Origin of the sequence: Streptococcus sp. KHUD_016 (assembly GCF_051106465.1) — a bacterium.
Lineage (GTDB): Bacteria > Bacillota > Bacilli > Lactobacillales > Streptococcaceae > Streptococcus.
On record NZ_CP193663.1, the window covers coordinates 1,313,213 to 1,340,120 of the forward strand.

27 protein-coding genes and 1 pseudogene are annotated in these 26,908 nt (G+C 40.6%); 2 read left to right on the forward strand and 26 right to left on the reverse strand.

Annotated features, from left to right (window positions below):
• The 6 genes from ACORHV_RS06155 to ACORHV_RS06180 all read right to left on the reverse strand — a co-directional run bounded on the left by ACORHV_RS06155 (position 1) and on the right by ACORHV_RS06180 (position 10,045).
• Positions 1 to 612 carry a cystathionine gamma-synthase gene (locus ACORHV_RS06155; RefSeq protein WP_125389092.1) on the reverse strand — a complete coding sequence of 204 codons (612 nt, stop codon included), beginning with the start codon at positions 610 to 612 and terminating at the stop codon, positions 1 to 3.
• A 47-nt stretch (positions 613 to 659) separates the two neighbouring features.
• Complete coding sequence (locus ACORHV_RS06160; protein ID WP_434397814.1) at positions 660 to 3,755, reverse strand: DEAD/DEAH box helicase; 3,096 nt, start codon at positions 3,753 to 3,755, stop codon at positions 660 to 662.
• 92 nt (positions 3,756 to 3,847) lie between these two features.
• Entirely contained in the window at positions 3,848 to 5,014 is a 1,167-nt protein-coding gene (locus tag ACORHV_RS06165; protein ID WP_254726111.1) for a MalY/PatB family protein, read from the reverse strand.
• A gap of 7 nt (positions 5,015 to 5,021) precedes the next feature.
• On the reverse strand, positions 5,022 to 6,116 hold the full coding sequence (locus ACORHV_RS06170) for a cystathionine gamma-synthase (protein WP_000031952.1): 1,095 nt from the start codon (positions 6,114 to 6,116) through the stop codon (positions 5,022 to 5,024).
• Positions 6,117 to 6,261: 145 nt separating this feature from the next.
• Entirely contained in the window at positions 6,262 to 8,220 is a 1,959-nt protein-coding gene (locus ACORHV_RS06175; protein ID WP_000748537.1) for a peptide ABC transporter substrate-binding protein, read from the reverse strand.
• 202 nt (positions 8,221 to 8,422) lie between these two features.
• Positions 8,423 to 10,045, reverse strand: a complete 1,623-nt coding sequence (locus ACORHV_RS06180) for a putative polysaccharide biosynthesis protein (protein WP_000064205.1) — start codon at positions 10,043 to 10,045, stop codon at positions 8,423 to 8,425.
• 105 nt (positions 10,046 to 10,150) lie between these two features.
• Here ACORHV_RS06180 and ACORHV_RS06185 point away from each other — a divergent pair, with 105 nt between their 5' ends.
• Positions 10,151 to 11,596, forward strand: coding sequence for a UDP-N-acetylmuramoyl-L-alanyl-D-glutamate--L-lysine ligase (locus ACORHV_RS06185; protein ID WP_247930937.1), 1,446 nt, complete (start codon positions 10,151 to 10,153; stop codon positions 11,594 to 11,596).
• 32 nt (positions 11,597 to 11,628) lie between these two features.
• Here ACORHV_RS06185 and ACORHV_RS06190 read toward each other — a convergent pair whose 3' ends face one another.
• The 4 genes from ACORHV_RS06190 to ACORHV_RS06205 form a co-directional block, all read right to left on the reverse strand.
• Positions 11,629 to 11,829: a CsbD family protein gene (locus tag ACORHV_RS06190; protein WP_000051178.1), complete on the reverse strand. Its 201-nt coding sequence runs from the start codon at positions 11,827 to 11,829 to the stop codon at positions 11,629 to 11,631.
• Between the two features lie 101 nt (positions 11,830 to 11,930).
• Complete coding sequence (locus ACORHV_RS06195; RefSeq protein WP_247930936.1) at positions 11,931 to 12,581, reverse strand: DUF1803 domain-containing protein; 651 nt, start codon at positions 12,579 to 12,581, stop codon at positions 11,931 to 11,933.
• Entirely contained in the window at positions 12,565 to 13,077 is a 513-nt protein-coding gene (locus tag ACORHV_RS06200; protein ID WP_434397819.1) for a YiiX/YebB-like N1pC/P60 family cysteine hydrolase, read from the reverse strand. Before ACORHV_RS06200 ends, ACORHV_RS06195 begins: the two co-directional genes overlap by 17 nt.
• Positions 13,078 to 13,161: 84 nt before the next feature.
• Positions 13,162 to 14,097, reverse strand: coding sequence for a manganese-dependent inorganic pyrophosphatase (locus ACORHV_RS06205; RefSeq protein WP_434397821.1), 936 nt, complete (start codon positions 14,095 to 14,097; stop codon positions 13,162 to 13,164).
• Between the two features lie 226 nt (positions 14,098 to 14,323).
• On the opposite strand from ACORHV_RS06205, the pseudogene ACORHV_RS06210 reads away from it, so the two are divergent.
• Positions 14,324 to 15,630, forward strand: a pseudogene (locus ACORHV_RS06210) (transposase).
• Positions 15,631 to 15,672: 42 nt separating this feature from the next.
• Here the strand turns inward: ACORHV_RS06210 and ACORHV_RS06215 are convergent.
• The 16 genes from ACORHV_RS06215 to ssbA all read right to left on the reverse strand — a co-directional run bounded on the left by ACORHV_RS06215 (position 15,673) and on the right by ssbA (position 26,897).
• Complete coding sequence (locus ACORHV_RS06215; RefSeq protein ID WP_371607196.1) at positions 15,673 to 16,359, reverse strand: M23 family metallopeptidase; 687 nt, start codon at positions 16,357 to 16,359, stop codon at positions 15,673 to 15,675.
• 11 nt (positions 16,360 to 16,370) lie between these two features.
• A complete protein-coding gene (locus ACORHV_RS06220; protein WP_371607195.1) occupies positions 16,371 to 16,637 on the reverse strand; it encodes a type II toxin-antitoxin system RelE family toxin in 267 nt (88 codons plus the stop codon).
• A gap of 1 nt (position 16,638) precedes the next feature.
• Positions 16,639 to 16,860, reverse strand: a complete 222-nt coding sequence (gene relB / locus ACORHV_RS06225; protein WP_371607194.1) for a type II toxin-antitoxin system RelB family antitoxin — start codon at positions 16,858 to 16,860, stop codon at positions 16,639 to 16,641.
• Positions 16,861 to 16,922: 62 nt separating this feature from the next.
• Positions 16,923 to 17,270 (reverse strand): nuclear transport factor 2 family protein, encoded by a 348-nt coding sequence (locus tag ACORHV_RS06230; RefSeq protein ID WP_371607193.1) that lies wholly within the window; start codon positions 17,268 to 17,270, stop codon positions 16,923 to 16,925.
• 176 nt (positions 17,271 to 17,446) lie between these two features.
• A complete protein-coding gene (locus ACORHV_RS06235; protein ID WP_371607192.1) occupies positions 17,447 to 17,725 on the reverse strand; it encodes a GIY-YIG nuclease family protein in 279 nt (92 codons plus the stop codon).
• On the reverse strand, positions 17,715 to 18,464 hold the full coding sequence (locus tag ACORHV_RS06240) for a tRNA1(Val) (adenine(37)-N6)-methyltransferase (RefSeq protein ID WP_434397825.1): 750 nt from the start codon (positions 18,462 to 18,464) through the stop codon (positions 17,715 to 17,717). Before ACORHV_RS06240 ends, ACORHV_RS06235 begins: the two co-directional genes overlap by 11 nt.
• Before the next feature lie 53 nt (positions 18,465 to 18,517).
• Complete coding sequence (locus ACORHV_RS06245; RefSeq protein ID WP_000689619.1) at positions 18,518 to 18,877, reverse strand: S1 RNA-binding domain-containing protein; 360 nt, start codon at positions 18,875 to 18,877, stop codon at positions 18,518 to 18,520.
• A gap of 1 nt (position 18,878) precedes the next feature.
• Positions 18,879 to 20,279, reverse strand: coding sequence for a bifunctional Cof-type HAD-IIB family hydrolase/peptidylprolyl isomerase (locus ACORHV_RS06250; RefSeq protein WP_042902735.1), 1,401 nt, complete (start codon positions 20,277 to 20,279; stop codon positions 18,879 to 18,881).
• Between the two features lie 122 nt (positions 20,280 to 20,401).
• Positions 20,402 to 21,505 (reverse strand): glycosyl hydrolase family 8, encoded by a 1,104-nt coding sequence (locus ACORHV_RS06255; RefSeq protein ID WP_434397827.1) that lies wholly within the window; start codon positions 21,503 to 21,505, stop codon positions 20,402 to 20,404.
• Positions 21,506 to 21,513: 8 nt separating this feature from the next.
• Positions 21,514 to 22,824, reverse strand: a complete 1,311-nt coding sequence (locus ACORHV_RS06260) for a glycosyltransferase family 2 protein (RefSeq protein ID WP_434397829.1) — start codon at positions 22,822 to 22,824, stop codon at positions 21,514 to 21,516.
• Entirely contained in the window at positions 22,817 to 22,957 is a 141-nt protein-coding gene (locus ACORHV_RS06265; protein ID WP_000176307.1) for a hypothetical protein, read from the reverse strand. The genes ACORHV_RS06260 and ACORHV_RS06265 overlap by 8 nt, the downstream gene beginning before the upstream one ends.
• Positions 22,958 to 22,966: 9 nt before the next feature.
• Positions 22,967 to 23,746: a hypothetical protein gene (locus tag ACORHV_RS06270; protein ID WP_000800615.1), complete on the reverse strand. Its 780-nt coding sequence runs from the start codon at positions 23,744 to 23,746 to the stop codon at positions 22,967 to 22,969.
• A gap of 6 nt (positions 23,747 to 23,752) precedes the next feature.
• Positions 23,753 to 24,901: a non-hydrolyzing UDP-N-acetylglucosamine 2-epimerase gene (wecB, locus tag ACORHV_RS06275; protein ID WP_434397831.1), complete on the reverse strand. Its 1,149-nt coding sequence runs from the start codon at positions 24,899 to 24,901 to the stop codon at positions 23,753 to 23,755.
• A 436-nt stretch (positions 24,902 to 25,337) separates the two neighbouring features.
• On the reverse strand, positions 25,338 to 25,847 hold the full coding sequence (locus ACORHV_RS06280) for a GNAT family N-acetyltransferase (protein WP_247954535.1): 510 nt from the start codon (positions 25,845 to 25,847) through the stop codon (positions 25,338 to 25,340).
• Positions 25,848 to 26,155: 308 nt separating this feature from the next.
• The gene (gene rpsR, locus ACORHV_RS06285; RefSeq protein ID WP_000068664.1) at positions 26,156 to 26,395 is read right to left on the reverse strand and encodes a 30S ribosomal protein S18; all 240 of its coding nucleotides are present in this window, start codon (positions 26,393 to 26,395) and stop codon (positions 26,156 to 26,158) included.
• A 31-nt stretch (positions 26,396 to 26,426) separates the two neighbouring features.
• Positions 26,427 to 26,897, reverse strand: coding sequence for a single-stranded DNA-binding protein SsbA (gene ssbA / locus ACORHV_RS06290; protein WP_000609596.1), 471 nt, complete (start codon positions 26,895 to 26,897; stop codon positions 26,427 to 26,429).
• Positions 26,898 to 26,908: the final 11 nt, after the last annotated feature.

The following is a 26,908-nucleotide window of genomic DNA, read 5'->3' on the forward strand; positions in this document are numbered from 1 at the left end:
CTACTCAGTAATTCTTGTCAGATTCAACTCTTGGGCAACCTGACGTTCCTGTTCTGTTTGCTTATTCTTTTTATTATAGATCTGACTCTTCTTTAGAAAATCATAGTTGTTCTTTTTAGCTTTTTCCATTTGGGTTTTCGGAGTTGGATTCGCCACTTGGCCAACCTCCTCAGCTAAGATATAGTGAGACTGGCTCAAGTTTTTACTAAATTTGGCAAACTCACCTGGATTTTCCTTTTGAAATGGCGCTGTTGGTTGGTTTCCTTGACGAACAAGTGTTGAACCATTGTGTCGTCTAGTATGACTAACATCTTGAGTCAAATACTTGGCTGAGCGTTTCTTCTTCAAGTCCGCACGCGCCTCTTCTCGAGCCAATTCAGCATACGTTTTTTCAACTTTTTTAGGTTCTGGGCTTGACTTTGACTCCTTAGTAACCACTGGAGAAACTACGGTTTCTTCCTCATTGATAGGAGACCATTCCAAATAGTTCTTATCGCGGTAATCACCTTTGATATTGCTAATAAAGTCTGACTCATCGTACAAGTCCATGACTGGCATTTTGGTCAGCATGATCTCATCATCTGACACCAATGGAAATCGATCTTGTTTCATTTTGTATTTCCTTTCAACACTTCATTATAGCGTATTGTCTTGATTTTTCAAGTGCTGGCTTCAGAAATTCCCAAAATTTCACGAATTTCTGCCAGACTGAGACTCGCACGCGACTCCGTACCATCTAAAACTTGGGAAACCAAATGTTTCTTTTGTTCTTGAAGTTCTTGGATTTTTTCTTCAATGGTTCCTTTGGTAATCAAACGATAGACCTCGACCATCTGCTCCTGCCCCATGCGGTGGGCTCGTCCGATAGCCTGGGCTTCGACAGCGGGATTCCACCAAAGGTCAACCAAAATAACCGTATCAGCTCCCGTTAGATTGAGACCAACACCACCCGCCTTAAGGGAGATGAGAAAGGCATCTCTCTCCCCTTGGTTAAAGGCCTTAGTCATCTCCTGTCTGTCATGAGCAGGAGTTGAACCTGTGATTTTGAAGGAGGTCAAGCCCAAGTCTGGGAGTTCTTGCTCGATTTTTTCCAACATTCCTTTGAACTGGGAGAAAATCAAGACCCGATGCCCACCATCAGCCACTTGTAGCAATAAATCTCGGAGACTATCCAATTTACCACTAGCTCCCTGGTAATCGTCCATGAAGAGAGCTGGCGTATCGCAAATCTGGCGCAATCGCATGAGTCCAGATAAGATTTCTACCCGACTTCTCTGGAATTCTTGATCTGTCACTTGCGCTAGGCGGTCTCGCATCTGTTGCAACTGGGCTAGATAGATGGCCTTCTGCTGGTCTTCCAGTTCATTTTTATAGACGACTTCAATCAGGTCAGGTAGTTCTGTAAGAACTTCTTCTTTCTTACGCCTCATGACGAAAGGCTTGATAAACTGCGCGACTCGGTCAGCCGGTAATTTCATAAACTCCTTTTTACTTGGTAAGAGCCCCGGTAGCACAATTTGGAAGATAGACCACAACTCTCCTAAATGATTTTCGATGGGCGTACCTGACAAAGCAAAAACTGCTGGCACCACAAACTGGCGCAAACTCTGAGCAATCTTGGTTTGGGCATTTTTCATGACCTGGGCTTCATCTAAGAAGAGAAAATCAAAAGCCATCTCTTGATAAAGCTCGCTGTCTTGACGAAAGGTGGCATAGCTAGTCACATAGATCTGGTGATTTTCAGAAAGAATTGCTTCTCGATTCGCTTTCAAACCATGAACGACAACCAAATCCAACTGTGGGGCAAATTTCCTGAATTCATCTGCCCAGTTATAGATCAAACCTGACGGAGCCAAAATCAAGATCCGACTATCTTCGGTCACCTGACTGGTCAAAAAAGCGATAGTTTGCAATGTTTTTCCCAGTCCCATATCATCGGCTAGGATGCCACCAAAGCCATAGTGATGAAGCATCTGGAGCCAACGGACACCCTTTTCCTGATAGTCTCTCAAACTCGCCTGCACCCGTATATCTCCCAGAGGAAAATCCTCTGGATGGGTCAAATCATGAGCTAAATGCTGAAATTCTTCCGAGAAGGAAATCCTGTCTCGACCTTCAAACAACTGAGAAAGGCTATAAGCTAGAGATTTCCGAGCCTGAAAAGAACCATCTTTTATCTCAACACCCAGTTCCTGCAAATTTTGACGAATCTGCTTGGTTTCCTCATCAAAAAAGTATACTTGGTCAGAAGAACTGATATAGAAATTCTGATTGCTGGTCAGGGCTTTAAGAGCTTGATCAATCTCTTCTTGGGCAATCCCTTGGAAATCAAACTGGATTTCCAACAATCCTCCCTTGGACTCAATCTGAATCTGAGGAGCTTGGACACTGTAGAGCTGATTCATCTCATCAGACAAGGAAACCTGACCCAATTTCTCAAAAGCTGGAATCGTATGGTGAAAGAAAGAATAAACCGCTTCTGGCTTCAAAGCCTGTCTCCAAGACTGAAAATCAGCCTCAAAACCAGCCCCTAAACAGACTTGAAATAGTTGGTTTTCCAAGACAACATCGCTTGAAAAAGGTAATTGTTCCAGCTGTTGACGACTAGTCACCTTAACATCTCCATAGTCAAACTGGATATCCAAGCGGATGCGGCCGTCATCCTCCCTATCAAAGTAAAAGATTGGTGAAAAGGGTCTGATTTGCAAGCGCTCAGGAGCAGAAACTATGCCCAGCTGTCCAAACAAAGGAAGACAGGCGGCCAGACGGTCACGATCACTGTTGTCAAACTGGAGGCATTTTCTCCCTCTTTCCTCCTGAGGAAGCTCCTTGATTTCCTTTAGGAGGCTGATTTGTTTAGGATTTAAGAGATAAAGATTCCCCTTACGAAATAGAACCGCTCCCCCATAGAATACGTTGACTCGGTCAGTCTCAGAAATTTCCATCTCAAAATAATCGAGATACTCCTGCACGGAAAAAGAGAAAATCTCTGCTTCTGGATCTAAATCATGAAAGAGAAGATTTTCATAACTAGTAATCTGATGTTCGAAATGAAAATCTTCCAAGTTCATCAATAACCCCACTCCCTGCTCAAAAAAAGTCAGAGGGAAAAAGAGGTGACGACCTTGATTGGGGAAAAAGAGGTCTTGACTCAGTCCCTCCTCAATCAAGCCACATAAAAAAGTAAGAACTTCTTGACTAGCTGTATCAAAAGCATCCCAAGACAAGTCATTTTCATAGTGTTTCCCAATCATATATGGCTTTCGATGGGCCAAGACCTTCAAAAAGAGAGGGATGTCACGAATGACATAATATTTTTGACTATCAACTAAACCGATTCGAAGAGTCCAAAGGAGGCGATTGGTTCCAGCTTCTACCTGGCCTTGAGACGACAAAGTGTAGATTTTCTCTCTCTTCTGAGGTTGGATCCGCTCCAAAAAACTACCACCAAAACCAACCTTGGTTTCGACCTCTTCTTGCTCTTCATGTCCTTTTTCTAAGGCTTGTAAAATCACCTGGCCTTCTTCATCATTCTTCAGATAATGCTCGAGCGCTGCTAGGTGAACACAGTAACCTCTTTTTTGGAAAAAATCACAAGCACAAAAAACCAGATCATCCTCTAAACTGTAGCGCAAGTCTTCTCCCGCCACACGAGTATAGAGGCGATTCCCTTTTTCCTTGATAATCTCAATGTTGCCTGTTTCATAGAGTGCAACCCCCTCCATGCGCAACTTTCCCGGAATCAATTTAGCCATAGTTACCCCTTTATCTTATCTTTTCATTATACCACATTTTCCCCTACGAAAATAGCCTTCTAGGAAGACTTTTCTCCTAGAAGGCTCGATTTTTAAAGTGTAGCAAAAGTGGTCACGATGCGTTGGCAAACCTCTTCCAGTACGGACTTCGGCATAGCCACATTGAGGCGGGCATGAAGAGTTCCCTCCTCTCCAAAGTCCAAACCTCGATTCAAGATAACCTTGGCTTCATTCTTCAAAAGCTCTTGCAAGCGGTCATCCGTTAGGTCATAGGCTGAAAAATCAAGCCAGATCAAGTAGGTACCTTGCGGTTTCATGACCTTAATCTTGGTTTCGTTGCCCAAAACATCCACTACATAGTAAATGTGGTCCTCAATGACTTCTTTCAACTCTCCTAACCAGTCCTTGCCATAACGGTAGGCAGCTTCTGTCGCCAAATACCCCAAGCCTGAGATTTCATGTTGGTTATTGGCCAACTGGCGTTTTTGGAAAGCCACACGAAGCTTTGGATTTTCAATAACTGCATAGGAATTCTTGGTCCCAGCAATATTAAAGGTCTTAGTGGCACTACTCAAGATAAGAGCAAAGTCTTTAAAGGCGGGATCAATGGTATTGAATGACTGGTGTTTGTGACCAAAGAGAGCCAAATCTTGGTGAATCTCATCTGAAACCAACAAAACACCATGTTTTTGGCAGAGATGACCAATCTTTTCTAACACTTCCTTTTCCCAAACACGGCCCCCAGGATTATGAGGATTGCAGAGGATATAAAGCTTCACATCCTCTTCCACCAATTGCTTCTCCAACTGGTCAAAGTCAATCTCAAACAGCCCATCCTCTTCCACCAAAGAATTGGTAATCAATCTGCGATTGTTCAGTTTGACACTGCGTGCAAAAGGTGGATAGACCGGTGTGTTAATCAGAACAGCCTCTCCTTCTTTTGTAAAGGCTTGAATGGCTGTTGAAATAGCTGGTACCACTCCCTCGATAAAGACGAGGGCATCCTTGTCAAAGCGATAGCCGTGTTGACTGGCTTCCCAGTCCTGAACCGACTCAATCAAAGCATCACTGGCATAGGTATAGCCATAGACCAACTGATCTGCGTAGGCTTGTACAGCTTGTCGAACTTCAGGCAAAACCACAAAGTCCATATCTGCTATCCAAGCTGGTAGAACTTCTCGATCAGCTTCCGCTTCTTTCCATTTATAGGTATGATGCCCAAAACGATTGGGCAGGCTTGTAAAATCATATTTTCCCATATCTATCTTATCCTTCCAAAGCTTGTCGCAAGTCCGCAATCAAATCTCTGGCATCCTCAATCCCAATTGACAAGCGCAAGAGGTCATCTGTTAAGCCATAGGAATGACGCACTTCTGCTGGAATATCCGCATGGGTTTGAGTCGTCGGATAGGTGATCAGGCTTTCCACCCCACCTAAACTCTCAGCAAAAGAGAAGACCTTGAGGCTATTTAAAATATGAGGAATACGTTTTTCATCCACTACTTTAAAGGAAATCATGCCTCCACGTCCTGTATAGAGAACTTCCTTGACTGCAGGTGAACCTTTCAGATAGGTCACAATTTCTCGTGCATTAGCTGTCGAACGCTCCATACGCAGAGACAAGGTCTTAAGACCACGAATCAACTGATAACTATCAAACGGCGACAAAACAGCACCAGTCGTATTGAGATTGTAGAACAGTTGTTCATATAGTTCTAAACTATTAGTCACAACCACCCCAGCTAAAACATCATTGTGCCCTGCTAGATACTTGGTAGCAGAATGAAGAACGATATCCGCACCATCTTCAATCGGACGTTGGTAAATTGGACTGTAGAAGGTATTGTCCACCACTACCTTGGCACCTTTGGTATGAGCAAGTTTTGTAAGTTTTGCAATATCAAATTCCAACATCAAGGGATTGGTTGGTGTTTCGATATAGAGAACATCCACATCTTTCTCTAACTCAGCAATTAGCTCTTCTTCTGTATTGGCATAGGTAAAATGGAAACGGCCTTCTTGCTCCACTTGGTTGAACCAACGGAAAGAGCCTCCATAAAGATCACGCACAGCCAAGACTTTACTTCCTACTGGAAAAACACTAAAAGCTAGTACAATCGCAGCCATACCTGAGCTTGTCGCTAGGGCATAGTCTGCTGATTCGATTGCCGCCAAGACTTCCTCCGCCTTACTGCGAGTTGGGTTTTTGGTACGAGTATAGTCAAATCCCGTAGACTGACCGAACTCCGGATGCTGATAAGTGGTTGAAAAATGAAGCGGTGTTACCAAGGCACCTGTAGCCTCATCTGACTTGATCCCAGCCTGGGCCAAAATTGTGTTGATGTGTAGTTCTTTGCTCATACAATACCTCCAAATCTATAGTAACTATTGTACCACTTATTTTTACTAACTCATTTTCTTGTTTTCAAGAGCTAGTTATAGTTTCAAACTATATAAAAACGATAGTTCCTTGAGAAACTATCGTTTTTCCTGTTGAATAGACTGGTTATTTAACGTGTTTTGCCAGTTCTTCTTGGGCTTTTTTATTTGATTCTTCTTTTTCTTTCAGCCATTTTTCTTTAGCTTTTTCATACTCATCAGTCGTTACAGTCTTATCTTGTAACTTGAGATACTTGTATGATTCGACACCCTTATTTCCAGCTTGTGAGAATGGTGATGAGAATGGAACTGTCTTTCTCAAGGTCGGTGTTCCACCCTGAGAAACGTTTGGAATTGCAAGGGCGCTATCAACGAGCCAAGCTTGAATTTCAGCATATTTTTCATAACGTTTTGCTGGTTCTTGCTCCTTGTTCGCTTCTTCTAACATTTGAGTGTAAGTATCCAGACCAACTGCCTTAGCCTTGTCATTGACCTCACCTGGTTCTAGACCAATGTTTTGCAACATACCACCGTTATTGACATTTAAGATATCAAGATAACTTGATGGATCCAAGTAGTCCGCACTCCAACCGCCATTATAGATATCAAAATCTTTTTGAGCTGCAGTTTGAGCGAGGTAACTAGAGTTGTTAAAGTCATCTGTTGATATCTGTTGGATATCGATAACCACATTCTCAGCTCCTAGAACAGATTCGATGGATTGTTTCAAAGAGCTCGCTTCAAGTACACCTTTTTTAGCTGATTGGTCAACTGATACATCCAAGTGGATTGGGAATTGCACACCCTTAGCTTCCAATTCTTTCTTAGCTTCTGCAAATTTAGCCTTAGCTTTATCAGGATTGTAGTATGGGTCTTGCGCGTCCGCAAAATTGATTCCTTGCCATTCTTGGCCATAGTTGACCATCTTTTCTGAAACAACATCGCCAAAGTCTTTTCCGTTGATGCTTACAAATGTTGGAGGTACAACCAAGTTACGAATAATCTTTGTTGCTCCGTCCTCCCCTTGAGATTGTGCTCCATAGGCTGTACGGTTGTATGCATAGTTAAAGGCTTGACGGAAGTTTTTATTCAGAACTGCTTCTTGGGTTGATTTCTTTTCGATATCTGAGGACTTAGAAGTGAAGTTATAAGATTTTCTGTCCAAGTTGAAGTTCAAGTAATAAGAAGTTGCATTTTGCATACTATAGATGATGTTATCCTTGTTCTTCTCTTTAATTCCTTCAAAGCTTGAGCTATTTGGATAGAGACGCGCGTAGCTATAGACTCCTTCTACGAAGTTACGTGCTAGTGCATCTTGGTCACTACCATCATAATAGGCCAATTTCACACCATCCACAAAGACATTTTTTTCATCCCAGTAGTTGGGATTTTTCTTGAATTCGATAACAGATTTTGAAACAAACGATTTCATTAAGAAAGGTCCATTGTACAAAATACTAGAAGGGTCTACCTTACCAAAGTCATCCCCTTTTGATTTTAAGAAATCTGCATTGACAGGGAAGAGAATGGTTGAAGTTGTTTTAGAATTCCAATAAGATTCTGGACGTGTCAAAGTGTACTGAACTGTTTGGTCGTCAATCGCCTTAACACCGACAGTTGAAAAGTCACTTGTTTTCCCGTTGATATAGTCATCCAAACCTGCTACAGAGTCTTGAACCAGGTACAAGGCTTCGGATTTTTTATCAGCAGCATATTTCAAACCTGTCACAAAGTCTTGGGCCGTTACAGGGGCGTATTCTTCACCCTCATAAGTATACCATTTTGCATCCTTACGCAATTTGTAAGTATAGGTCAAACCGTCCTGAGAAACAGTCCAATCCTCTGCCAACGATGGAACATAGTTACCGTATTGGTCATTTTCCATCAACCCATCCACCAAATTGGTCACGATGTCATTGGTTGTTGCACGGTTTTCTGCAAGATAGTTCAAACTAGATGGATCGCTCGAATAAACATAGTTATATGTTTTAGAAGCGCTACTTGAATTTCCACATGCGCTCAGTAGAATACCAGCGCTTAACACGACACTTGCAAGTGTCAGATACTTGGCCTTAGACTTTTTCATTTCCAGAACCTCCTGTTTAAAAGTTTTGTCTTATTATACAGCTTTAGTTTTATTTAGTCAAGTAATTTCTAAAGAAAAACTTAAAAAAACATATTTTTTGCTCTTGATTTTAGAAAAAGTTCTCTTTTTTTAAGAAAAATGTAGTATAAAAACCTTTCTGTTAAAGAAAGGTTAAATTCATTACTTTTATTTATAAATCTTTTTACGATATTTTCAATCGTGTACGTAGCCGGTCTGCTTGAGCTTTGCCGATTATCTTGTCTAAGAGTCGTGTCCGTAGGCTCATCAAACCATAAAGACCTCCTCCAAGCCCTCCGATGAGAGCCACATAAAGGAAACTCCAAAAACGTCCACTTGGTTGGAAGACAAAACCGAGTAGCCACTGCAAGAAGCCAACTAGGATAAACATGACAAGGGTCAAGATGGTAATCAAAATGGTTCGCTTCAATATAATCTTTCGACGAGCACCCGTTACCTGGCAGATGTCTCGGTACATCAGGACATTCGGAATAATCAAACCGATAGTCGTTGAAATCAAGGGACCATAGCTATGGAAAATAGCAATGGTTGGCAATTGCAAGACAATCTTAGCAATGGAACCATAGATGAAGTATAGAACTGCCTTGCGGTTTCGGAACATGGCCTGAAGCATAGGAGACAAGACCATATACAAGCCTAGGATAGTAGACTGCAAAACTGCAAAGACAAATAAGCCCATGGCCAGACTATCTGGCTTACCGTAAAAAACTGTATAAAGAGGCTCCCCTACCATGACCACTCCAACCGTTGCAGGCAGTAGAAATAAGAAGAGCATGGTAAGGCTATCTTGGACTAGGCGAGCCGCCGCCTGCAAGTCGCCTTTTACATAGTTTTCCGTCAACAGCGGCAAGCCGACACTCCCGATTGAAACTCCCACAGAGATTAAAATCATAGTAATTTTATTAGGATTGGCTGAGAAATAAGAAAACATGACAACCAAGTCTTCATTGCTGTAGTTAGTAAACCACTTCATACTATTGATAAAGGTCATCTGGTCTAAGATTTGGAAGAGTTGAATGGCTGATCCTGTCAGGATAAAGGGAATGGCTTCCTTGATGGTATCGACTAAGAGTCGCTTACTATTGATCTTATCCCGTGTTTCAAAAACTCTTTTAAGCAAACCTTCTTGGGCAAGGAAATAAATCAAGACTGCAAAACTTGCCACCATCCCCACAAAGGCCGCAAAGGTCGATTGGGTAACGGCTGATAAGTAGTCACCAGAACCCATCTTCATAATGAAGAAGGTTGCCATCAACATCCAGATAACACGGATTACCTGCTCGGCGATTTGACTCATAGCATAGGGTTTCAGGTTATTCATCCCTTGGAAGAATCCTCTGATGACACTCATAGATGGGAAAATCAAGACCGCCCAAGCCAAGCTCTGCATGATGGGAATCAGGTCTTTCCCCACACCTGACAAATCTGCTAACCAGGGAGAAAAGAGATACAAGACCAAGGCAAAGACTAAGCCCAAGCCCGTCATAAAGCTTAAGAAACTCCGAATCAAGGCAAAGCTATGCTCTTCTTCTCGCATGGTATTGTACTTAGCCACTTGTTTGGCGACCGCAACGGGGATACCCGCTGTCGAAATCAGCAAGAACCAGGCGTAAATATTATAGCCCATGGTAAAGAGTCCATTTGCCTTAGCAGCATAGGTCCCCATCCAGATATACCAGGGAATAATGTAGATAGCACCAAGGAGGCGACTAATAAAGTTACTAGCTGTTAGCCAAGCAGTCCCTCGCAACATCTGGGCTTGCTGGTGATTGTTTTCGTTAGACATAGCTTCCTCATTCAATTTTGATAACTAGGAAAAGTTCCTTATCTTCCATTATAAACTTTTCCTTGTTACTTGTAAAATTCGGGCTTGAAGTTTATAATAGAAAGTATGATTAAGATTGAAACCGTATTAGATATTTTAAAGAAAGATGGCCTTTTTCGTGAGATTGTTGACCAAGGACATTACCACTACAACTACAGTGAAGTTGTTTTTGACAGCATCAGTTACGACAGTCGAAAAGTAAAAGAAGGCACTCTTTTTTTTGCAAAAGGCGCTGCTTTTAAAAAAGAATACCTCCTATCTGCTATAAGTCAGGGCTTAGCCTGGTATGTCGCAGAAAAGGACTACGAGGTTGGTATCCCCGTCATCGTTGTGAACGATATCAAAAAAGCCATGAGTTTGATTGCGATGGAATTTTACGGCAATCCACAAAAGAAACTCAAAATTCTCGCTTTCACAGGGACAAAAGGAAAGACGACAGCAGCGTACTTTGCTTACCACATCCTATCTCAACGCTACCCAACAGCCCTCTTGTCAACTATGAACACAACTTTGGATGGCGAGACCTTCTTTAAATCTTCCTTCTCAACGCCTGAAAATATCGATCTTTTCGACATGATGGCTCAGGCTGTTAAAAATGGAAGAACCCATCTTGTAATGGAAGTCTCTAGCCAAGCCTATCTTGTTCATCGAGTCTATGGTCTGACCTTTGATGTAGGTGTCTTTCTTAACATCACTCCTGACCATATCGGTCCGATTGAGCATCCAAGCTTTGAAGATTACTTCTACCACAAACGTCTCTTGATGAAAAATAGCCGAGCAGTTGTCATTAATAGCGACATGGACCATTTTTCTGTATTGAAAGAACAAGTGGAAGATCAAGAACATGACTTCTATGGTAGCCAGTCAAGTAACCAAATCGAGAACTCCAAAGCCTTTAGCTTTTCCGCTACAGGTAAACTCGCTGGTGATTATGATATCCAACTCATCGGCCACTTTAACCAAGAAAATGCAGTTGCTGCAGGACTTGCCTGTCTTCGTCTAGGTGCCAGTCTTGAAGATATCAAAAAAGGGATCGCTGCAACCCGCGTCCCTGGACGTATGGAAGTTCTCACTCAGAAAAATGGAGCCAAGGTCTTCATCGACTACGCCCACAATGGTGACAGTCTGAAAAAACTGATTTCTGTTGTTGAAACTCATCAAACTGGAAAGATTGCTCTGGTTCTCGGTTCGACTGGAAACAAGGGTGAAAGTCGTCGCAAAGACTTTGGACTCCTCCTCAATCAACACCCTGAGATTCATGTCTTTCTCACCGCTGATGACCCCAACTATGAGGATCCAATGGTCATTGCTGAAGAAATCAGTAGCTATATCAGTCATCCTGTTGAAAAGATTGCCGATCGTGAAGAAGCCATCAAGGCAGCCATGGCCATCACAAATCGAGAACTCGATGCTGTGATTATTGCAGGCAAGGGAGCTGATTGTTACCAAATCGTCCAAGGAAAGAAAGAAGACTATCCTGGAGACGCAGCTATCGCAGAACGTTATCTATAAAAAAAATCAAGGGAAACATTCCCTTGATTTTTTTAGTCTTCTTTTTTAAATGAATTTTTAAGACCTTCAACGGCACCTTCTACAGCACCTTTAGCATCTTCTACAACTTCTTTTGCTTTGGCAACTGTTTTTTCTACAGCACCTTCTGCTTCAGTTTTGCTATCACCAGTAACTTTCCCAAATCCTTCTTTGATAGCACCAGTTGCTTGATCCAATTTATTTTCAAGTGACATAGCTCTGTCTCCTTTGCTTTTAATACGATAAACGTTATCGCTTACATTTAGTTTATGCTTATTCTTTAGTAAAGTCAAACAATCTGCTCAAAAGCAAGCAATTAAGACAAATAGAAAATCAAGCGTTCCTTGTCGAAATCAACAGCCAACTCATACTTCCCTTCTTCGTTTTGAACAATATAACCCAAGACGACTAAACTCTCAACGAAGATATCACGCCGTTTCTGCATAAGCTGGTTCTTTTTGAGGAACTTGAGCAAAAACGTCGTCATATATTTGAGAGCATACTCAGGATTGACATCTCCTAAAATGGCATAGAGTTCTTGCTGTTTTTCTGTCAAAGGATATTGATTCTTGACCTTGTAGAAATAATTGGACAAGGTCATCTTTTCTCTTGCAAAGTCCGTATGTTCGACTAAAATGGCTGCATTGGTTTGATTGCGCAATTCTGTCTCAAAAGTCTTTTTCAGCAAAGCTTGATAGACTGGACTATCCTCTCTGACAAAAATCTCTTGGTCAAGGACCAGACTGTCCATTGATTCTAGAAAAGGGAGATTAAGGGAATAACGTTTGTTTTCCCTTCGGATCAAGCCTGCCTTTATATACTCTTCCATGAGTTTATCAACTGCTACATCTGGAAACTGGGCCTTGATTTCTCGAAGGATCACATCGTCATGCTGGTCCAGATAGTCCACCAAATCTATAAAAAATGGCTGCCGAGTCAAACGAGAGGGATTAAAAATCTGAATCATGAAGATTCCTTTCTTTACATTCTAAAAGAGGGGATGCTGCTAGTTGACTAGGATTGGTCCCTGGTTGATTCAGGGGCACAGGAAGTTCGAGTTTCCTGTAATAGTCCCTCCAAAAATCACTAATCTCCTGCTCTCCATCCCCAAATTTCATCGATACGCTCTCAAAAATCGGTAGGATTTCAGCGATGTACTGGGAGCAGTAAAAGCCAGAACCATCTGGATAAAACGAGCTATTATAGGGGGCACCTAAATGTTTGCTAGCTCTCTCCTTTACCAAGTCAGCTTCCAGCTTTGGATAGACATAAAGGTCGTAAAGAGGAGTCGGTTCAAAAAATTCAGCCGGTTTTTGACAGACGACACCTGCTTGCCCACTAGCATGGTAGATGAAACCGTCCAAAAAGATGGCTACATGACTATAGTTCCCAGTAGAAGCCTGGATAGCCTGCCCCATATCTGAAAGATCCTTCACAAAAATCAAATCACCATTTTCTAACATCTTTCTCTCCTAGAAAAAAAGGAGCCGAAACCCCTTCGATATATGAAAACGAACGTTTTCTATTTTGAAATAACAGCCAAAATCTTAAGCATTAAAGCTTTCAGTCAACTGAGGCACCACTTGTTTCTTACGTGAAACAGCTCCTGGAAGGAAAGCGTGGTTATTTTCAAGTTTGAAGTTAAAGGCTGCTTCCACCTTGTCCATGTTTGATCCAAGAGCCAAAATTTCTGAGTTTGAGTTGACGATATCTGTAATCATCAAGACAAAGTCTGAGTAGCCGTTTTCCACATTAGCTGCTTGCATTGCTGCTTCGATTTCTGCTTGGCGTTCCAAGACTTCAGCAATATCAACTGTATTGACTTGGGCAACACGAACCTTATTTCCGTTGAGTTCAAAAGTCTTAGCATCGATGTCAATCAATTCTTCAGCAGATTTGCTGGCCAAGTTTGTACCAGCCTTGAGCATAGCAAGACCGTACTCTTCCAAGTTGACGCCTGCTAATTCTGCCAATTCAGGAGCAATGACTTTATCAGATGGGTGAGTTGTTGGCGATTTCAAAAGAAGGGTATCTGAAATCAAACCTGACAGCATCAAACCTGCAATTTCTTTAGGAACTGCTACACCATGTTCTTTGAACATGCGGTAAACGATAGATGAAGCTGATCCAACTGGTTCCAAACGCATGTAAAGCGGACTTGCAGTTTCAAAGTTAGCCACACGGTGGTGATCCACTACTCCGTATACTTCTACTTCAGCGATATCTGACACTGATTGTTGGAATTCATTGTGGTCAGTCAAGATGACTTGTTCTGCACCTTCTGCTTTAGCAGATGTGATGACGCGTGGTGCTTCTACACCAAAATAGTTCAAAACGAAAGCTGTTTCTTCATTAGGAGTTCCAAGTGCTACTGCTTCTGTGTCCAATCCATAAGTCTCTTTTGCAAGATAGGCAAAGGCTACAGATGACCCGATGGCATCTGAGTCTGGATTTTGGTGACCAAATACTAGAATCTTAGACATGATAATACCTCTTTAAATTTATTCATCTTATTTTAGCACTTTTTTCCTCTTTTGACAAAAGTAAGAGGAGTCAAAGGACTCCTCTTTAGACATCAATATCGTAGCTCTATAATTTCTGTAGTGGGTAAAACCACTGTAGGAATTATGGAGTCTATTTTTTTGTAGAAAAAAAGCCCCATAAGACCTATAATGAAAAAGTGACCAAACCCTCATTAGAAAGAATCTTATGAAACAATTAAATTTTATCACAAACATCCTTGGAATTAAAGACAAAAATATTATTATCTTAGATTATCTTGACGCTGGAACGCATAAAGAAGTCATTGCTAAGCTCGATTATCCTGCCTCTAAATGTAACAACTGTCAAGGACAAATGGCTAAATATGACTTTCAAAAAGAATCCAAAATCCCCTACCTCGAATGTGCTGGCTACAAGACTCTCATTCGATTGAAAAAACGCCGTTTCCGCTGTAAAAACTGCGGAAAAATAGCCGTCGCATAGACTTCCTTAGTCAAGAAGAATCACCAGATCGCAACCATCGTCAAACAGAGAATCACTCAAAAATTAATTGAGAAAGTCCCTATGACAGCTATCTCCGAAAGTTTATCTGTCTCCACTTCGACAGTCATTCGTCAGTTACATAAATTCAAATTTAAGACTGATCTTAACCACCTTCCAGAACACATGAGTTGGGATGAATATAGCTTCAAGAAGGGAAAGATGAGCTTTATTGCACAGGACTACGATACAAGAAAGATCCTAGCTATCTTAGATGGACGGACTCAAGCAACTATTCGCAATCATTTCCTGCGCTATTCCAGACAGGTCCGAAATAGCGTGAAAATCATTACGATGGATAGGTTCAGCCCTTACTATGCCTTAGCTAGACAACTTCGCTTTTGAATTTCTAGGCTCAGGCTGAAACAGTCTCCCAGACTGTTTCACTCCCAAATGCTAAAATCGTTCTCGATTGCTTTCATATTATCTAGCATCTCAGTCGAGCAATGAATCGCGTACGCATCCAAATTATGAATCAGCTTGATAGAAGATCACACGAATATAAAGCACTGAAACGTTACTGGAAACTCATTCAACAGGATAACTATACGCTGAGCAGTAAACGATTTTATCGTCCAACATTTCAGTTGCATTTAACCAATAAAGAGATTCTCGAAAAACTTCTCTCTTACTCTCAAGATCTTAGAGATCACTATGTACTCTATCAACTCTTACTGTTTCATTTTCAAGAGAAGCACGCTGATTATTTCTTTAAATTAATCAAGGAAACTATTCCTTCTGTCAATCCAATCTTCCAGACCATTTTTAGGACCTTTTTGAGAGATCAGGATAAGATCATTAATGCACTTGTACTTCCCTACTCAAACGCAAAACTTGAGGCCACAAATATCCTCATCAAAGTCATTAAGCGAAATGCTTTTGGCTTCCGGAACTTTGAAAACTTTAAAACGAGAATTCTCATCGCTTTGAATATCAAAAAGGAGAGAACCAATTTGGTCCTCTCCAGGTTGTAACTTTTTATCAACCCACTACAGTTGACAAAGAGCAGTATTTTTTTAGCCATTAAATCGAATTTTTTCATTCCTATCTGGAATAGCTGACCTCACTGGTTCCCAAGTGGAGCCCGTCCATTTTTCATATTGTCTGAAAACAAAAGGCAAACCATTTGCTCGTTCAACATCAAGCGAATCCATTAGGTGAAAGTGTAAATGAGGCTCCGTTGAATTACCAGAATGCCCAACTCTTGCAATCATCTGACCGCATTCAACTTTTTCTCCAAGTCCAACGAGAATAGAATCCTTCTTTAAATGGCAAAAGGCTGCATAAATACGGTCACTCCCTTTTAAAATCACATAATTTCCAGCAATAGATGCAAAGCCGTCTCTTTCTGAATTGAAAAAAAGCGAATTGCAAATGGCACCCAGCTGGTCATGAAACCAAGAGGCCTTTTGTCCGTCAGAAATGCTATTTTCGATAACAACTACTTGACCGGAAAAAGGAGCAAAGACAGGCTGGTTGAAACAATAATATCTTTCTAAAGAAACCCCTTTTATAAAATAGGCAATTTGACTACTATTATGTGTTACCCTCCTGCCATTCTTTTCTTTGCTTTGTATAAAATCAAAAGCATACCGAAGACCAAAACGATTGGTTCCATGACTAGGAATACGATAGGCAGGACTTACTTCTGTCAACCATTCCCCTCTCAAAGGAAAATCGATAATAAGTGTTTGTTTATTCATTACTTCACCCTCTATCTATCATTTATCTCCCTGCGATGTCCTACTTCAAGTGCTAAAATAACCATCTTATCATCTTGAATTTGACAAATAAGCCGATAGTCTCCAATTCGATAGCGCCATTCGTTAGCTCTATCCCCAGTTAAACCTTTTCCATGTTGTCTAGGATTATCTGTACCTTCTAGATTCTTATCAATCCATGCAAACAACAAACGTTGAATTTGTTTGTCTAACTTTTTAATTTGCTTCTGCGCTCTTTTAGAATAGTGAACATGATACATACTACAATCCTAATTCTTTCTTAAAATCAGCATGCGAAATCGTTTCAGGCTCTTCCTGGTAATCTTTATAAGCCTGATAGTAGAGTTTTAAGTCATATTCGTCCTCTATGGTACGTTTGAGTGACTTTTTAAACAAACTAGAAAGACTTTGACCAGTAAATTGAGCATAACTTTTAAAAAATTTTTCTTCTTCTTGATTTAATCTAACTGTCACTGTACTCATTTGTTTTCTCCTTATCTTTTGTATTACATTGTAGCACAAAAGATAATTCATATCAAATAAAACTATTTCAGCAACTTAGATAAAGTCGAACTTAGCATCATACATCCCTTCCAGCCCCAATATATCCTATGTTTATGAATCAAGCCTTCCTCAATTTCCATGACCTCAAGAATATTAATTTGTTCTCCATTATCTGTTATCCTTGGATACTCCCACATTAAAATGTCTCTATTCGTTAGATATTCACCCGTTCGGAACCACTTCACGAGTTCATTAGGACGACGTTTGGAACCTTCTTCTAAAAAATGACGAATAGCAGTTTTCCCTTCCAAAGCGCTGTTTGTTGTATCGAGAATAGCTGGCACTAAAGGGATTTCAAAAATAGCGTCCTCTGCATATAATGAAATCAATGCTTCTGTATCTCTTCCCTTAGCATATTCATGCCATTTTCATAAATTTCTTGAATAGCATTCATCTTTATCACCTCAATCCACTTTTTACACTAGAAAAAAATCGACTGAACTTAGCTAATTGATTTTTTTAGGCTCTTTATCAATCCACTACAGTTGACAAAGAGCCAATATCGTTAACTAGATTTAACTAGATTTTTCTCTTGATTTTCGGATAGAAATCGTTCTTTCTGTGGACGTTTCTTTCGTTTGAGGAGAGCCTCTGCAGACATGGCTTCTTCCTTGCTAGCAAAACCCTCTACATAGATGAGTTTGACTGGCAAGCGAGCTCGGGTATACTTGGCTCCCTTACCACTATTATGAACGGCAAGGCGTTTCTTAATATCTGTCGTGTAACCAGTATAGTAAGAACCGTCACGGCACTCCACCACATACATATAAGCCTTATGATCCATAGTAAATCTCTTGAATTTCTGACGTATAGGAACCATCATCATTGTGAACAATGAGTGGTGGCAAGACCTTGAAGCCACTCGTCGATCCATCCTTGATAGCTTCGATTAAAAGCATATTGGCCTCCTTTTCTCGTTTAGGATAGACAAATTGCAGGCGCTTAGGTGCCAAATTGTGGCGTTGAAGCATGTCTAGAATATCCAAAAGTCGATCTGGACGGTGAACCATGGCCAAACGGCCATTAGACTTGAGAATACTCTGAGCACTACGGCAAATTTCTTTTAGGTTAGTCGTAATTTCGTGTCTGGCCAGAAGGTAATGTTCACTCTCGTTCAGATTAGAATGCGGATCCACCTTAAAATAAGGCGGATTGCACAAAATCATATCCACCTTACTTCCCTGAATGTGGGCAGGCATATTTTTCAAATCATCACAGATGACCTGCATCTGCTCTTCCAAGCCATTCAACTGAACCGAACGCTCTGCCATATCCGCCAAGCGCTCCTGAATCTCTACAGATATTATCCGCGCCTGAGTACGTGAACTAGCAAAAAGTCCCACTGCACCATTTCCAGCACAAAAGTCCACAATTAAACCCCGTTTAGGGAAGCGAGGAAAGCGTGATAAAAGAACACTATCCACCGAATAGCTAAACACCTCTCTATTTTGGATGATTTTGATATCTGTCGAAAAGAGCTGATTGATTCGCTCTCCTGGTTTTAATAATTGTTCTTCTTTCATACTTTTATTATAACAAATAATGTTAATATTACAAATGGTTTAGATAATCGTATTTATGGCTTCTTCTTTAAATGCTCTAATGCCTCACGCGTCCAAACAGGCATCATTCGTCCAAGTGGTGCAAAACCGTGCTTGATCCGATCATTTGAAAAACGTCTCCGTCTTGGCAATTGATGCTTTTCCTCTTCCAAGGTACGTATGGAAAGACTGGCCTTTCCAGTGTATTCGTCAAAATCCACCACCTGAACTTGAACTTCATCGCCAATTTTTAAAATGTCATAGATATTTTCAATAAATCCCGTCCGAATCTCCGAGATGTGAATCAGCCCTGTCACCCCTGTCTCTAACTCAACAAAGGCACCATAGGGCTGAATTCCTGTAATACGCCCAGTTAGCTTATCACCAATTTTCATTCTAGTCCTCAATTTCAATCGTTTCAATAACCACATCTTCAACTGGTTTGTCCATTGCACCAGTCTCAACAGCTGCAATGGCATCCAAGACCGCAAACGATTCTGCATCTACCAATTGCCCAAAAACAGTATGACGACGGTCAAGGTGAGGAGTTCCACCTTGTTCTGCATAAATCTCAGCTATTGGTTCTGGCCAGCCACCACGCGCAATCTCTTTCTTAGAGTATGGCAAATGTTGGTTTTGCACGATAAAGAACTGGCTACCATTGGTATTTGGACCAGCATTGGCCATAGAAAGGGCACCACGGATATTGTAGAGTTCTTCTGAAAATTCATCTTCAAAAGAGTCGCCGTAGATTGACTCACCACCCATACCAGTACCAGTTGGGTCTCCACCTTGGATCATAAAGTCCTTGATAATTCGGTGGAAAATCACACCATCATAGTAACCGTCTTTTGACAGAGCAACAAAGTTAGCCACTGTTTTAGGAGCATGTTCAGGGAAAAGCTTGATACGCAAGTCTCCGTGATTTGTCTTAATGGTCGCAAGAGGACCTTCTACTGTTTCAATTTCTACTTGTGGGAAATGCAATTCTTTTTCTACCATACCAAATCCTTCTAAGGCATCAAAAATGCCATCTTCTTCTACTGTTTTTGTAATATAATCTGCTTTTTCTTTGATTTTATCATGGGAAACACCCATAGCAATACTTATTCCAGCATAACCAAAGAGTTCCAAGTCATTGAGCCCATCTCCAAAGACCATAACATTTTCTGGTTTCAAGCCTAGATGTTCCACCACCTTGGCTACACCAGTTGCTTTTGAACCTGAAATCGGCACGATATCTGATGAATGTTCATGCCAACGCACCATGCGAAGTTTACCAGAGAGACTATCTGGTAACCGTAAGTCATCCCCTTTATCCTCAAAGGTCCACATCTGGTAAATATCTGCTTTTTCATGAAAGTCAGGATCCACACCCAGGTTCGGATAAATCGGGTCAATAGCCTCACTGATCAGTTCTGTTCGAGTAGAAAGTTTGGCGTCAAGACTACCAACCAAGCCGTACTCAATTTCCTCTCGCTTAGTCCAAGAAATGAACTCCTCAACATCTGACTTGTCAATCTGATGCTGATAAATGACCTGGCCTTTTTTATCTTCGATATAAGCCCCATTTAGAGTTACAAAAAAGTCAGGTTTGAGCTCACGAATCTCTGGAACAACACCAAAAATACCGCGCCCAGAGGCAATTCCTGTTAAGATTCCTTTTTCACGCAACTGTTTAAAGACAGTGGGAATTGTAGCTGGAATAAAACCTGTCTTTGACGTACGCAAGGTATCATCAATATCAAAAAAGACGATTTTAATCTTTTTTGCCTTGTATTTTAATTTCGCATCCATCTCTCTACCTCTTTTCCATCACTCCTTCCATTATACCATAAAGCTGATGAAATTCCTTTTTTGAAAAAAGATGAAAATCCTATCAAAAAGAGAGCCAGTATAACTAGCCCTCTCTTTTCATCCTAGAACATCTCTAGAGCAATCATGGTAATCATCGTTGCATCATAGTAGTTGTCCAAAGGTAAATCTTGTGTGAAAATGTATTTATTTTGCTGAAGAAGTTTCAGATAGCCTTCTCCCTTGTCAGACGCGTAGGTAATCGGTGCCAAGAAACTACCTGCCTGGTATTGATTGAGTGCCGTTCCGTTCAAGTCATAACCAGCATAAATGCGTTGCTCTTTCATAAAGAAATCCATCATCTTTTGAACGAGTTTTTGGCTTCTTTCATCCTGGCTCTGTGACAAGTGATAAGGCAAACGGCAAGCGTTATAAGAGTACGCCCCATCGTATTGAGATTCGATTGTGTTGGCATCAACAAGACGTGCCCCTGACTTCTCAGCCCAGATAAAGTCTGGCAAGAGACCCGTATCAGAATGAGAACTGATTTGCTCCAATTGCCCAAGCATCTTATCCTTAATGTCTAACCACTGTTTATTTCCAGTCAGGTCATAGAAAGATTGGAAATAGTGAGGAAGAGTATCAGACGTCCGCATCAAGTAATAGTAATCGGAATCCTTGTTGGCCCAGTTCCCTACTGTCAGAACACCTGTCTCTTCGTTGTAGTTGTACTTAAGGATATCATCCAAGATTTTTTTAGCTTGCTCTTGGTATTCCTGTGCTTTATCTGGCCACTGTTTGGCAGCTTCAATTAAAGAATAAGCGATATAGAGATCTCCATCAGTTGCATTTTGTTTCTCGACCATTTCGCTATCATTTTTGATCACTTGCTTCCAAGACATCAACTGCGTTCCCTCAATACGATGATTTTGGTAGTAACGATAAAGACTCTCAAAATCTGCTTGTGTTGCTTGCCCTTTTTGGGCTGCTAAAACCGTTATGAGCATGCCGTAACTTTGGGCCTCTGATAGAACTGTTGTTCCCTCCGAATCACTCGTCGTACGAACATAAGACTGATTGCCTTTTGTAACAAGGAACTGTTGGCTCCATTGGCTGTAAATTCGATTACGCATCTCGATTTTAGTCCTTCCTCTTGCCAAAAACAAGGCTAAACAAAAGATAGAAAGAATGAGCACAAACCAGACATATTTTAATTTATTCGTTTTCATAGAACCTCCTATCCTGCAAATCGCTTGGTTTTAACCCACTTGGTTTCTTTTCGTCGGAGTACTTTATCCAGCACGATTGAAGAAATGGAATCAACGGATACAACGATAAACATCTGTGCATAAGAGAAATAGGCTGCCAGGGCTAACCAGATTTGTTTAGATGTTGCTTGTCCAAATTGACTTGCCAATGCTGTCATAATTTGCATCAAATAGAGACCAATCATGAGAATCCAGTTAAAGAGCATGAGCTGAGCGATGTAGATATTGTCCGCATCAAAAGCAAATGGAACCCTGACATCTGGGAAGAAAAGATTAAGACAGATCGCTAGCACATTCGCTAGGAAAATCAAATCCGAAAGAACAATAGCAAAGTTAAACCAAAAGAAAACACAAGAATAGTTAAAGACTTCTAGTTTAACGCGCCAGTTTGCTCTGCCAAATAAATGCTTAAAGTTCGAGAGAACAACTTCATAATTTCCTTTCGCCCAACGTTTCCGCTGCATATAGTAACTCTTTAAGGTCTCAGGTTCTTGTTGGAAAGCCTCTGAATTATAGGCAAGGGCAATCAATTTACCACTCTGCATGATTTTGAAGGAAATATCGGTATCCTCAGTTAAGGCACCATTTTTCCAACCACCGATACTCTTTACAAAGTCGGTTTGAATGATAAAGTTGGTTCCTGGGATACGCCCAATTTTAAAGAGATGCCACATCCCAACGTGGTGCACGCGCTGAGTAACAACGATCTCTTGGTTGATACAACGAGTCAAGAAATTTTGGTTGGCGTTTCGAGTCTTGTTGCGGCCAAAAGATGCCACATGACGTTCTGGATCCTTCATAACTTCTTTGACAAGGAAATAAAGAGCATTTTTTTCAGGCATGGCATCTGCATCATAAACACAGATGTATTCGCCTGTTGCCATCTCCAAAGCATCGTTTAGAACGCCCGCTTTTCCTCCCGTACCAGTACGGTCGATAATGGTTAGATTTCTTCCTGCATATTCAGGCATGGCTTGTACAGACAAACATTCTGCATAGGTGTTATCCGAACAGTTATCCGCAAACAAGAGCAACTCCACACGGTCGTGAGGATAGTTCATATCCAAGATAGCTTTTGCCGTTTGGGCAATAACCACATCCTCATTATGGGCAGGAACAACAATCGTTACCTTAGGATAATAAGGTAGAGGCGAAGTGTCTACACGAAAATCACTGTGTTTAAACCAAAAGTGTACTGCCGAAAAGAGAATTACCAAGCCCCATGCTAGAGAAATCCAAATTGTAAGCAAGGTAAAAATCATTAACATTTGACTAATCATGATTCACCGCCTTAAAATTTTTGTTTACTCGATGGTAAAGAATATTGTATGCAATAAATAGTATGATAAAACAAATGCCAAAGGCGAGACTGAGTCCCAAAGCAATACCAAAAAATAGTTCGGTTAAAGTCATGTTCCCCTCCTAATATTCCACAATTACATCTGTCTCTAGTTGACGTTTGAGATGACTGGCGACATCCGCGTAGTCTTGGTATTTATCTTTATTATCAGAGTTAATCACCAAATAGCCTGTTTGGAACTGAATTCCTTGATTGCCATCTTCTCCATGAAAAACTAAACTGCTCAGTTTCTCCTGCAAACCATTCAAATAAAGTTCCTTCAAAGAATGTTGGCTTTTACTGGATAGAACGAGAAAATTACCATCCGAAACGTAATAGAGTTTATCATTGTAGCTCAATTCCTGAGCAATTACCTCTTGAATGCTACTGAGCATCTGGTTATGTTCTTTCGGTTTAATCTGGAAGAACAAATCTTCATGTGCCCAATGAATCAATAGAGATTGAACCGTAACATCACTTTGTTCAGTGACCATCGCTTGGTAATCTGCTCGCGCTTCGTCTTCCTGTTCTTGTACCTTTGAGGCCACCTTGAAGAAATAATAACGAACCTTAAGTAGAATCCCAATCAAAAGAGGAAAACTGATTAATAAAAAGACCAGTTGAATGATCGGGATATAAACCACACCCGCAACCAAAACGATAAGTCCAAAACCAAATGCTAAGATAAGGGTCCAAGTAAGCAAAAGGTCAGATAATACCAACACTGCAAACAAGGCTAAAGCTAAAAAAAAGATTTGTTCTAAAATGATTGCTCGAGCATACAAAAAACAAAGCACCAAAAGAATGACCTCACAAGCAAGCAAAGCCATAAGCCAGTTTTTAAATTGACTCCAATTTTTCATTTTATCTTATTTCCCCCCTTTGAATTCCGATACAGAAGTCGCTGCCCCAAAGTACTGTTGAATGGATTGTACGATTCGTTCAGAGGCTCTTCCATCTCCATAAGGATTTGGTGCCTGAGACATTTGTCTATAAAGAGTTTCATCTGTTAAGAGTGCTGCCATCGCTTCTTTCACACGTACTGGATCCGTACCAACTAGCTTCAACGTACCTGCTCTTACTCCTTCTGGACGTTCCGTAGTGTCACGAAGAACAAGGACAGGTTTGCCGAGAGAAGGCGCCTCTTCTTGAACACCTCCAGAGTCAGTCATGATAAAATAGCTTCTTGAAGCCAAATTATGAAAATCAAGTACATCTAAAGGCTCGATCAAGTGAATACGATCGTGACCAGATAAGATATCGTTTGCTGCTTCTTGCACAGCAGGGCTAAGGTGAACAGGATAAACAACTTCAATTTCCTGATGAAGATCGACCATCTCACGTAAAGCTGCAAAGACATTTCTCATTGGTTGACCTTGATTCTCACGACGGTGCATGGTTACCAATACAAGTTTCTTATCTGGATCCAATTGATCTAGAACTTCATGATAGTAATCCGATTGAACGGTTAGTTTCAATGCATCAATGGCTGTATTTCCCGTAATGACAATAGCAGACTCAGGGTGATTTTCCTTGAGGAGATTTTCTTTACTCTCACTAGTTGGAGCAAAATAAAGATCCGCTAAGTTATCAGTCATCTGACGATTCATCTCTTCTGGGAAAGGAGAATACTTATCAAAGGTCCTTAGGCCAGCTTCAACATGGCCGATACGCACCTGATTATAGAAAGCAACTAAACTTGCTGCAAAAGTTGTTGTTGTATCTCCATGAACAAGAATTATATCTGGAAGTTCTTGCTTAACAACTGGATCAAACTTTTCTAAAATTTTTCCAGTAATATCTAAGAGGGATTGATTTTTTCCCATAATATCCAGATCATAATGTGGCTCGATGCTAAAAGTTTCAAGAACTTGATCTAGCATTTGGCGATGCTGAGCTGTCACAACTGTGATCGTCTCAATGCTGTCACTATGTTTTTGCAATTCTAACACTAAAGGGGCCATTTTAATAGCTTCTGGTCGTGTTCCAAAAACAACCATCACTTTCAGTTTCTTCATTATGCTATCCTTCTACTATAATAAAATTTGACACATCAGATTAATCTTTATATCGAATTATTGCGCAAATCAATTAATTTGATTATCTTAATTATTTTACCGTCAATTAATTTATATGTCAAATTTTTTCCAAATTATATTATTGCATTTAATTTAATTTTAACAATTTGTAACCTTTTTGTAACAATATTATTTACAACCTTTAAAAAGCCTTATTTTAGGAAATTTTAAGACTTTTCAAAAGGATCCGTATTTTAAAAAACTAAACCTTATATGTTTTTTTTGATATTTATTTTTATCTTGATAATTCAAACAATTATATTTTACCACTTTGAGGAATAAATCAAACAATTTCAAACAAAAAATCCCTTTTTCGAATGAAAAAGGGACTGTGATTGTTTACTATATTTAAAATTTAAACCTTATAAAATTTGTCTTAAAACAAATTTTTTGACAGATATAAAACAAGGTCACCGATATCTTCACAAACTGCATTCATGGCCGGTTGATGGTTCTGATACCAAACACCCGTCCCATCTGGAATATAGCCTCGTTTGATGTACAATCTCTGGGCAGGTCCATACCCTGAATGGAGCCCAACACCAAGGGTCACCTTATCCGATATGAGCCTAACTCGTTTTTCTGCTTCTTCCAGCAAGAGATTTCCAATACCTTGATTTTGAAAGGGCTCGAAGACATTGAAGTCTGAAAGTTCTGGAGCCATTCCAGCAAAGGGACCCTGCTTAGCATCGGGTAAAATCGTAATGTAACCCGCTACAGCACCCTCAACCTCTGCAACTAAGACTTCTCTCTCCTCACTTTCTTGCTCCTTAAAGTATTGAGTTAAAATCTCCTCTCTACTTGGCCAACCTTGGCTGATAAATCCTCGAGATAGTTCTTGTATGTCAGATTCTTGCGTTTTTCTAATTGAACATGTCGTCTTCATAAGCTGCTCCTTTATAGCTTTCTCCTACCATTATAGCACGATAATAAAGATTAAAAGAAAAAACCTAGTAAGACAAAAGAATCTTACTAGGTCAACAGGGAATCCTTTCTAACAAAATCCTATAAAATCTGAAAAAGAGGTCCACTAGACCTCAATTCGCTCTCTCATTTCAAGGCTCGTAAAAAAAGACCCACCCGGGTCTTAATTCGCTTTCTTATTTTCAAGCTCATGAAAAAGAGGTCCACTGGACCTCAACTCGCTCTCTCATTTCCATGCTCGTGAAAAAAAGACCCGTAAGGGTCTTTTCTTTAATCTTCGTTTACGAAAGGCATCAAAGCCATTACGCGTGCGCGTTTGATAGCTGTTGTTACTTTACGTTGGTTTTTAGCTGAAGTTCCTGTTACACGACGAGGAAGGATTTTCCCACGTTCTGAAACGAAACGGCTAAGAAGCTCAGTATCTTTGTAATCAACATATTCAATTTTGTTTGCTGCGATGTAATCAACTTTTTTACGGCGTTTGAATCCGCCACGACGTTGTTGAGCCATGTTTTTTCTCCTTTATAGTATTAATTGTCCATTAGAATGGTAAATCATCATCTGAAATGTCCAATGGATTGGTTGCTCCAAATGGATTTTCAGAACGTGAAAAGTCTGGTACTGGGTTTGCAGGTGCTGATTGACCAGCAGTTGGTGCAGAATAAGCTCCACCTGTATGTCCTTCACGCACTCCGCGGCTTTCCAACATTTGGAAATTCTCAGCCACGACTTCTGTTACGTAGACACGTTGTCCTTGCTGGTTATCGTAACTACGAGTCTGGATACGACCTGTGATCCCGATAAGAGAGCCTTTTTTAGCCCAGTTAGCAAGATTTTCAGCCTGTTGGCGCCACATAACGACATTGATGAAATCAGCCTCACGTTCGCCATTTTGACTCTTAAATGTACGGTTTACTGCAAGAGTAAAAGTCGCAACTGCTACATTTGATGGGGTATAACGCAACTCAGCATCACGTGTCATACGCCCTACAAGTACAACATTGTTAATCATAATTTACCTTC

Excerpts from the sequence above, each read along its gene's own strand:
- ACORHV_RS06190 (WP_000051178.1), bottom strand. The coding sequence starts at position 11,829 with ATGTCACTTGAAAATAAATTGGATCAAGCAACTGGTGCTATCAAAGAA.
- ACORHV_RS06155 (WP_125389092.1), bottom strand. The coding sequence starts at position 612 with ATGAAACAAGATCGATTTCCATTGGTGTCAGATGATGAGATCATGCTG.
- ACORHV_RS06250 (WP_042902735.1), bottom strand. The coding sequence starts at position 20,279 with ATGGATGCGAAATTAAAATACAAGGCAAAAAAGATTAAAATCGTCTTT.
- ACORHV_RS06195 (WP_247930936.1), bottom strand. The coding sequence starts at position 12,581 with ATGATTCAGATTTTTAATCCCTCTCGTTTGACTCGGCAGCCATTTTTT.
- ACORHV_RS06240 (WP_434397825.1), bottom strand. The coding sequence starts at position 18,464 with ATGAAAGAAGAACAATTATTAAAACCAGGAGAGCGAATCAATCAGCTC.
- ACORHV_RS06185 (WP_247930937.1), top strand. The coding sequence starts at position 10,151 with ATGATTAAGATTGAAACCGTATTAGATATTTTAAAGAAAGATGGCCTT.
- ACORHV_RS06175 (WP_000748537.1), bottom strand. The coding sequence starts at position 8,220 with ATGAAAAAGTCTAAGGCCAAGTATCTGACACTTGCAAGTGTCGTGTTA.
- ACORHV_RS06220 (WP_371607195.1), bottom strand. The coding sequence starts at position 16,637 with ATGTATCATGTTCACTATTCTAAAAGAGCGCAGAAGCAAATTAAAAAG.
- ACORHV_RS06200 (WP_434397819.1), bottom strand. The coding sequence starts at position 13,077 with ATGTTAGAAAATGGTGATTTGATTTTTGTGAAGGATCTTTCAGATATG.
- ACORHV_RS06245 (WP_000689619.1), bottom strand. The coding sequence starts at position 18,877 with ATGAAAATTGGTGATAAGCTAACTGGGCGTATTACAGGAATTCAGCCC.
- ssbA (WP_000609596.1), bottom strand. The coding sequence starts at position 26,897 with ATGATTAACAATGTTGTACTTGTAGGGCGTATGACACGTGATGCTGAG.
- wecB (WP_434397831.1), bottom strand. The coding sequence starts at position 24,901 with ATGAAGAAACTGAAAGTGATGGTTGTTTTTGGAACACGACCAGAAGCT.
- ACORHV_RS06235 (WP_371607192.1), bottom strand. The coding sequence starts at position 17,725 with ATGGATCATAAGGCTTATATGTATGTGGTGGAGTGCCGTGACGGTTCT.
- ACORHV_RS06255 (WP_434397827.1), bottom strand. The coding sequence starts at position 21,505 with ATGAAAACGAATAAATTAAAATATGTCTGGTTTGTGCTCATTCTTTCT.
- ACORHV_RS06215 (WP_371607196.1), bottom strand. The coding sequence starts at position 16,359 with ATGAATAAACAAACACTTATTATCGATTTTCCTTTGAGAGGGGAATGG.
- relB (WP_371607194.1), bottom strand. The coding sequence starts at position 16,860 with ATGAGTACAGTGACAGTTAGATTAAATCAAGAAGAAGAAAAATTTTTT.
- ACORHV_RS06160 (WP_434397814.1), bottom strand. The coding sequence starts at position 3,755 with ATGGCTAAATTGATTCCGGGAAAGTTGCGCATGGAGGGGGTTGCACTC.
- ACORHV_RS06260 (WP_434397829.1), bottom strand. The coding sequence starts at position 22,824 with ATGATTAGTCAAATGTTAATGATTTTTACCTTGCTTACAATTTGGATT.
- ACORHV_RS06205 (WP_434397821.1), bottom strand. The coding sequence starts at position 14,097 with ATGTCTAAGATTCTAGTATTTGGTCACCAAAATCCAGACTCAGATGCC.
- ACORHV_RS06280 (WP_247954535.1), bottom strand. The coding sequence starts at position 25,847 with ATGAAGACGACATGTTCAATTAGAAAAACGCAAGAATCTGACATACAA.
- rpsR (WP_000068664.1), bottom strand. The coding sequence starts at position 26,395 with ATGGCTCAACAACGTCGTGGCGGATTCAAACGCCGTAAAAAAGTTGAT.
- ACORHV_RS06170 (WP_000031952.1), bottom strand. The coding sequence starts at position 6,116 with ATGAGCAAAGAACTACACATCAACACAATTTTGGCCCAGGCTGGGATC.
- ACORHV_RS06265 (WP_000176307.1), bottom strand. The coding sequence starts at position 22,957 with ATGACTTTAACCGAACTATTTTTTGGTATTGCTTTGGGACTCAGTCTC.
- ACORHV_RS06180 (WP_000064205.1), bottom strand. The coding sequence starts at position 10,045 with ATGTCTAACGAAAACAATCACCAGCAAGCCCAGATGTTGCGAGGGACT.
- ACORHV_RS06165 (WP_254726111.1), bottom strand. The coding sequence starts at position 5,014 with ATGGGAAAATATGATTTTACAAGCCTGCCCAATCGTTTTGGGCATCAT.
- ACORHV_RS06270 (WP_000800615.1), bottom strand. The coding sequence starts at position 23,746 with ATGAAAAATTGGAGTCAATTTAAAAACTGGCTTATGGCTTTGCTTGCT.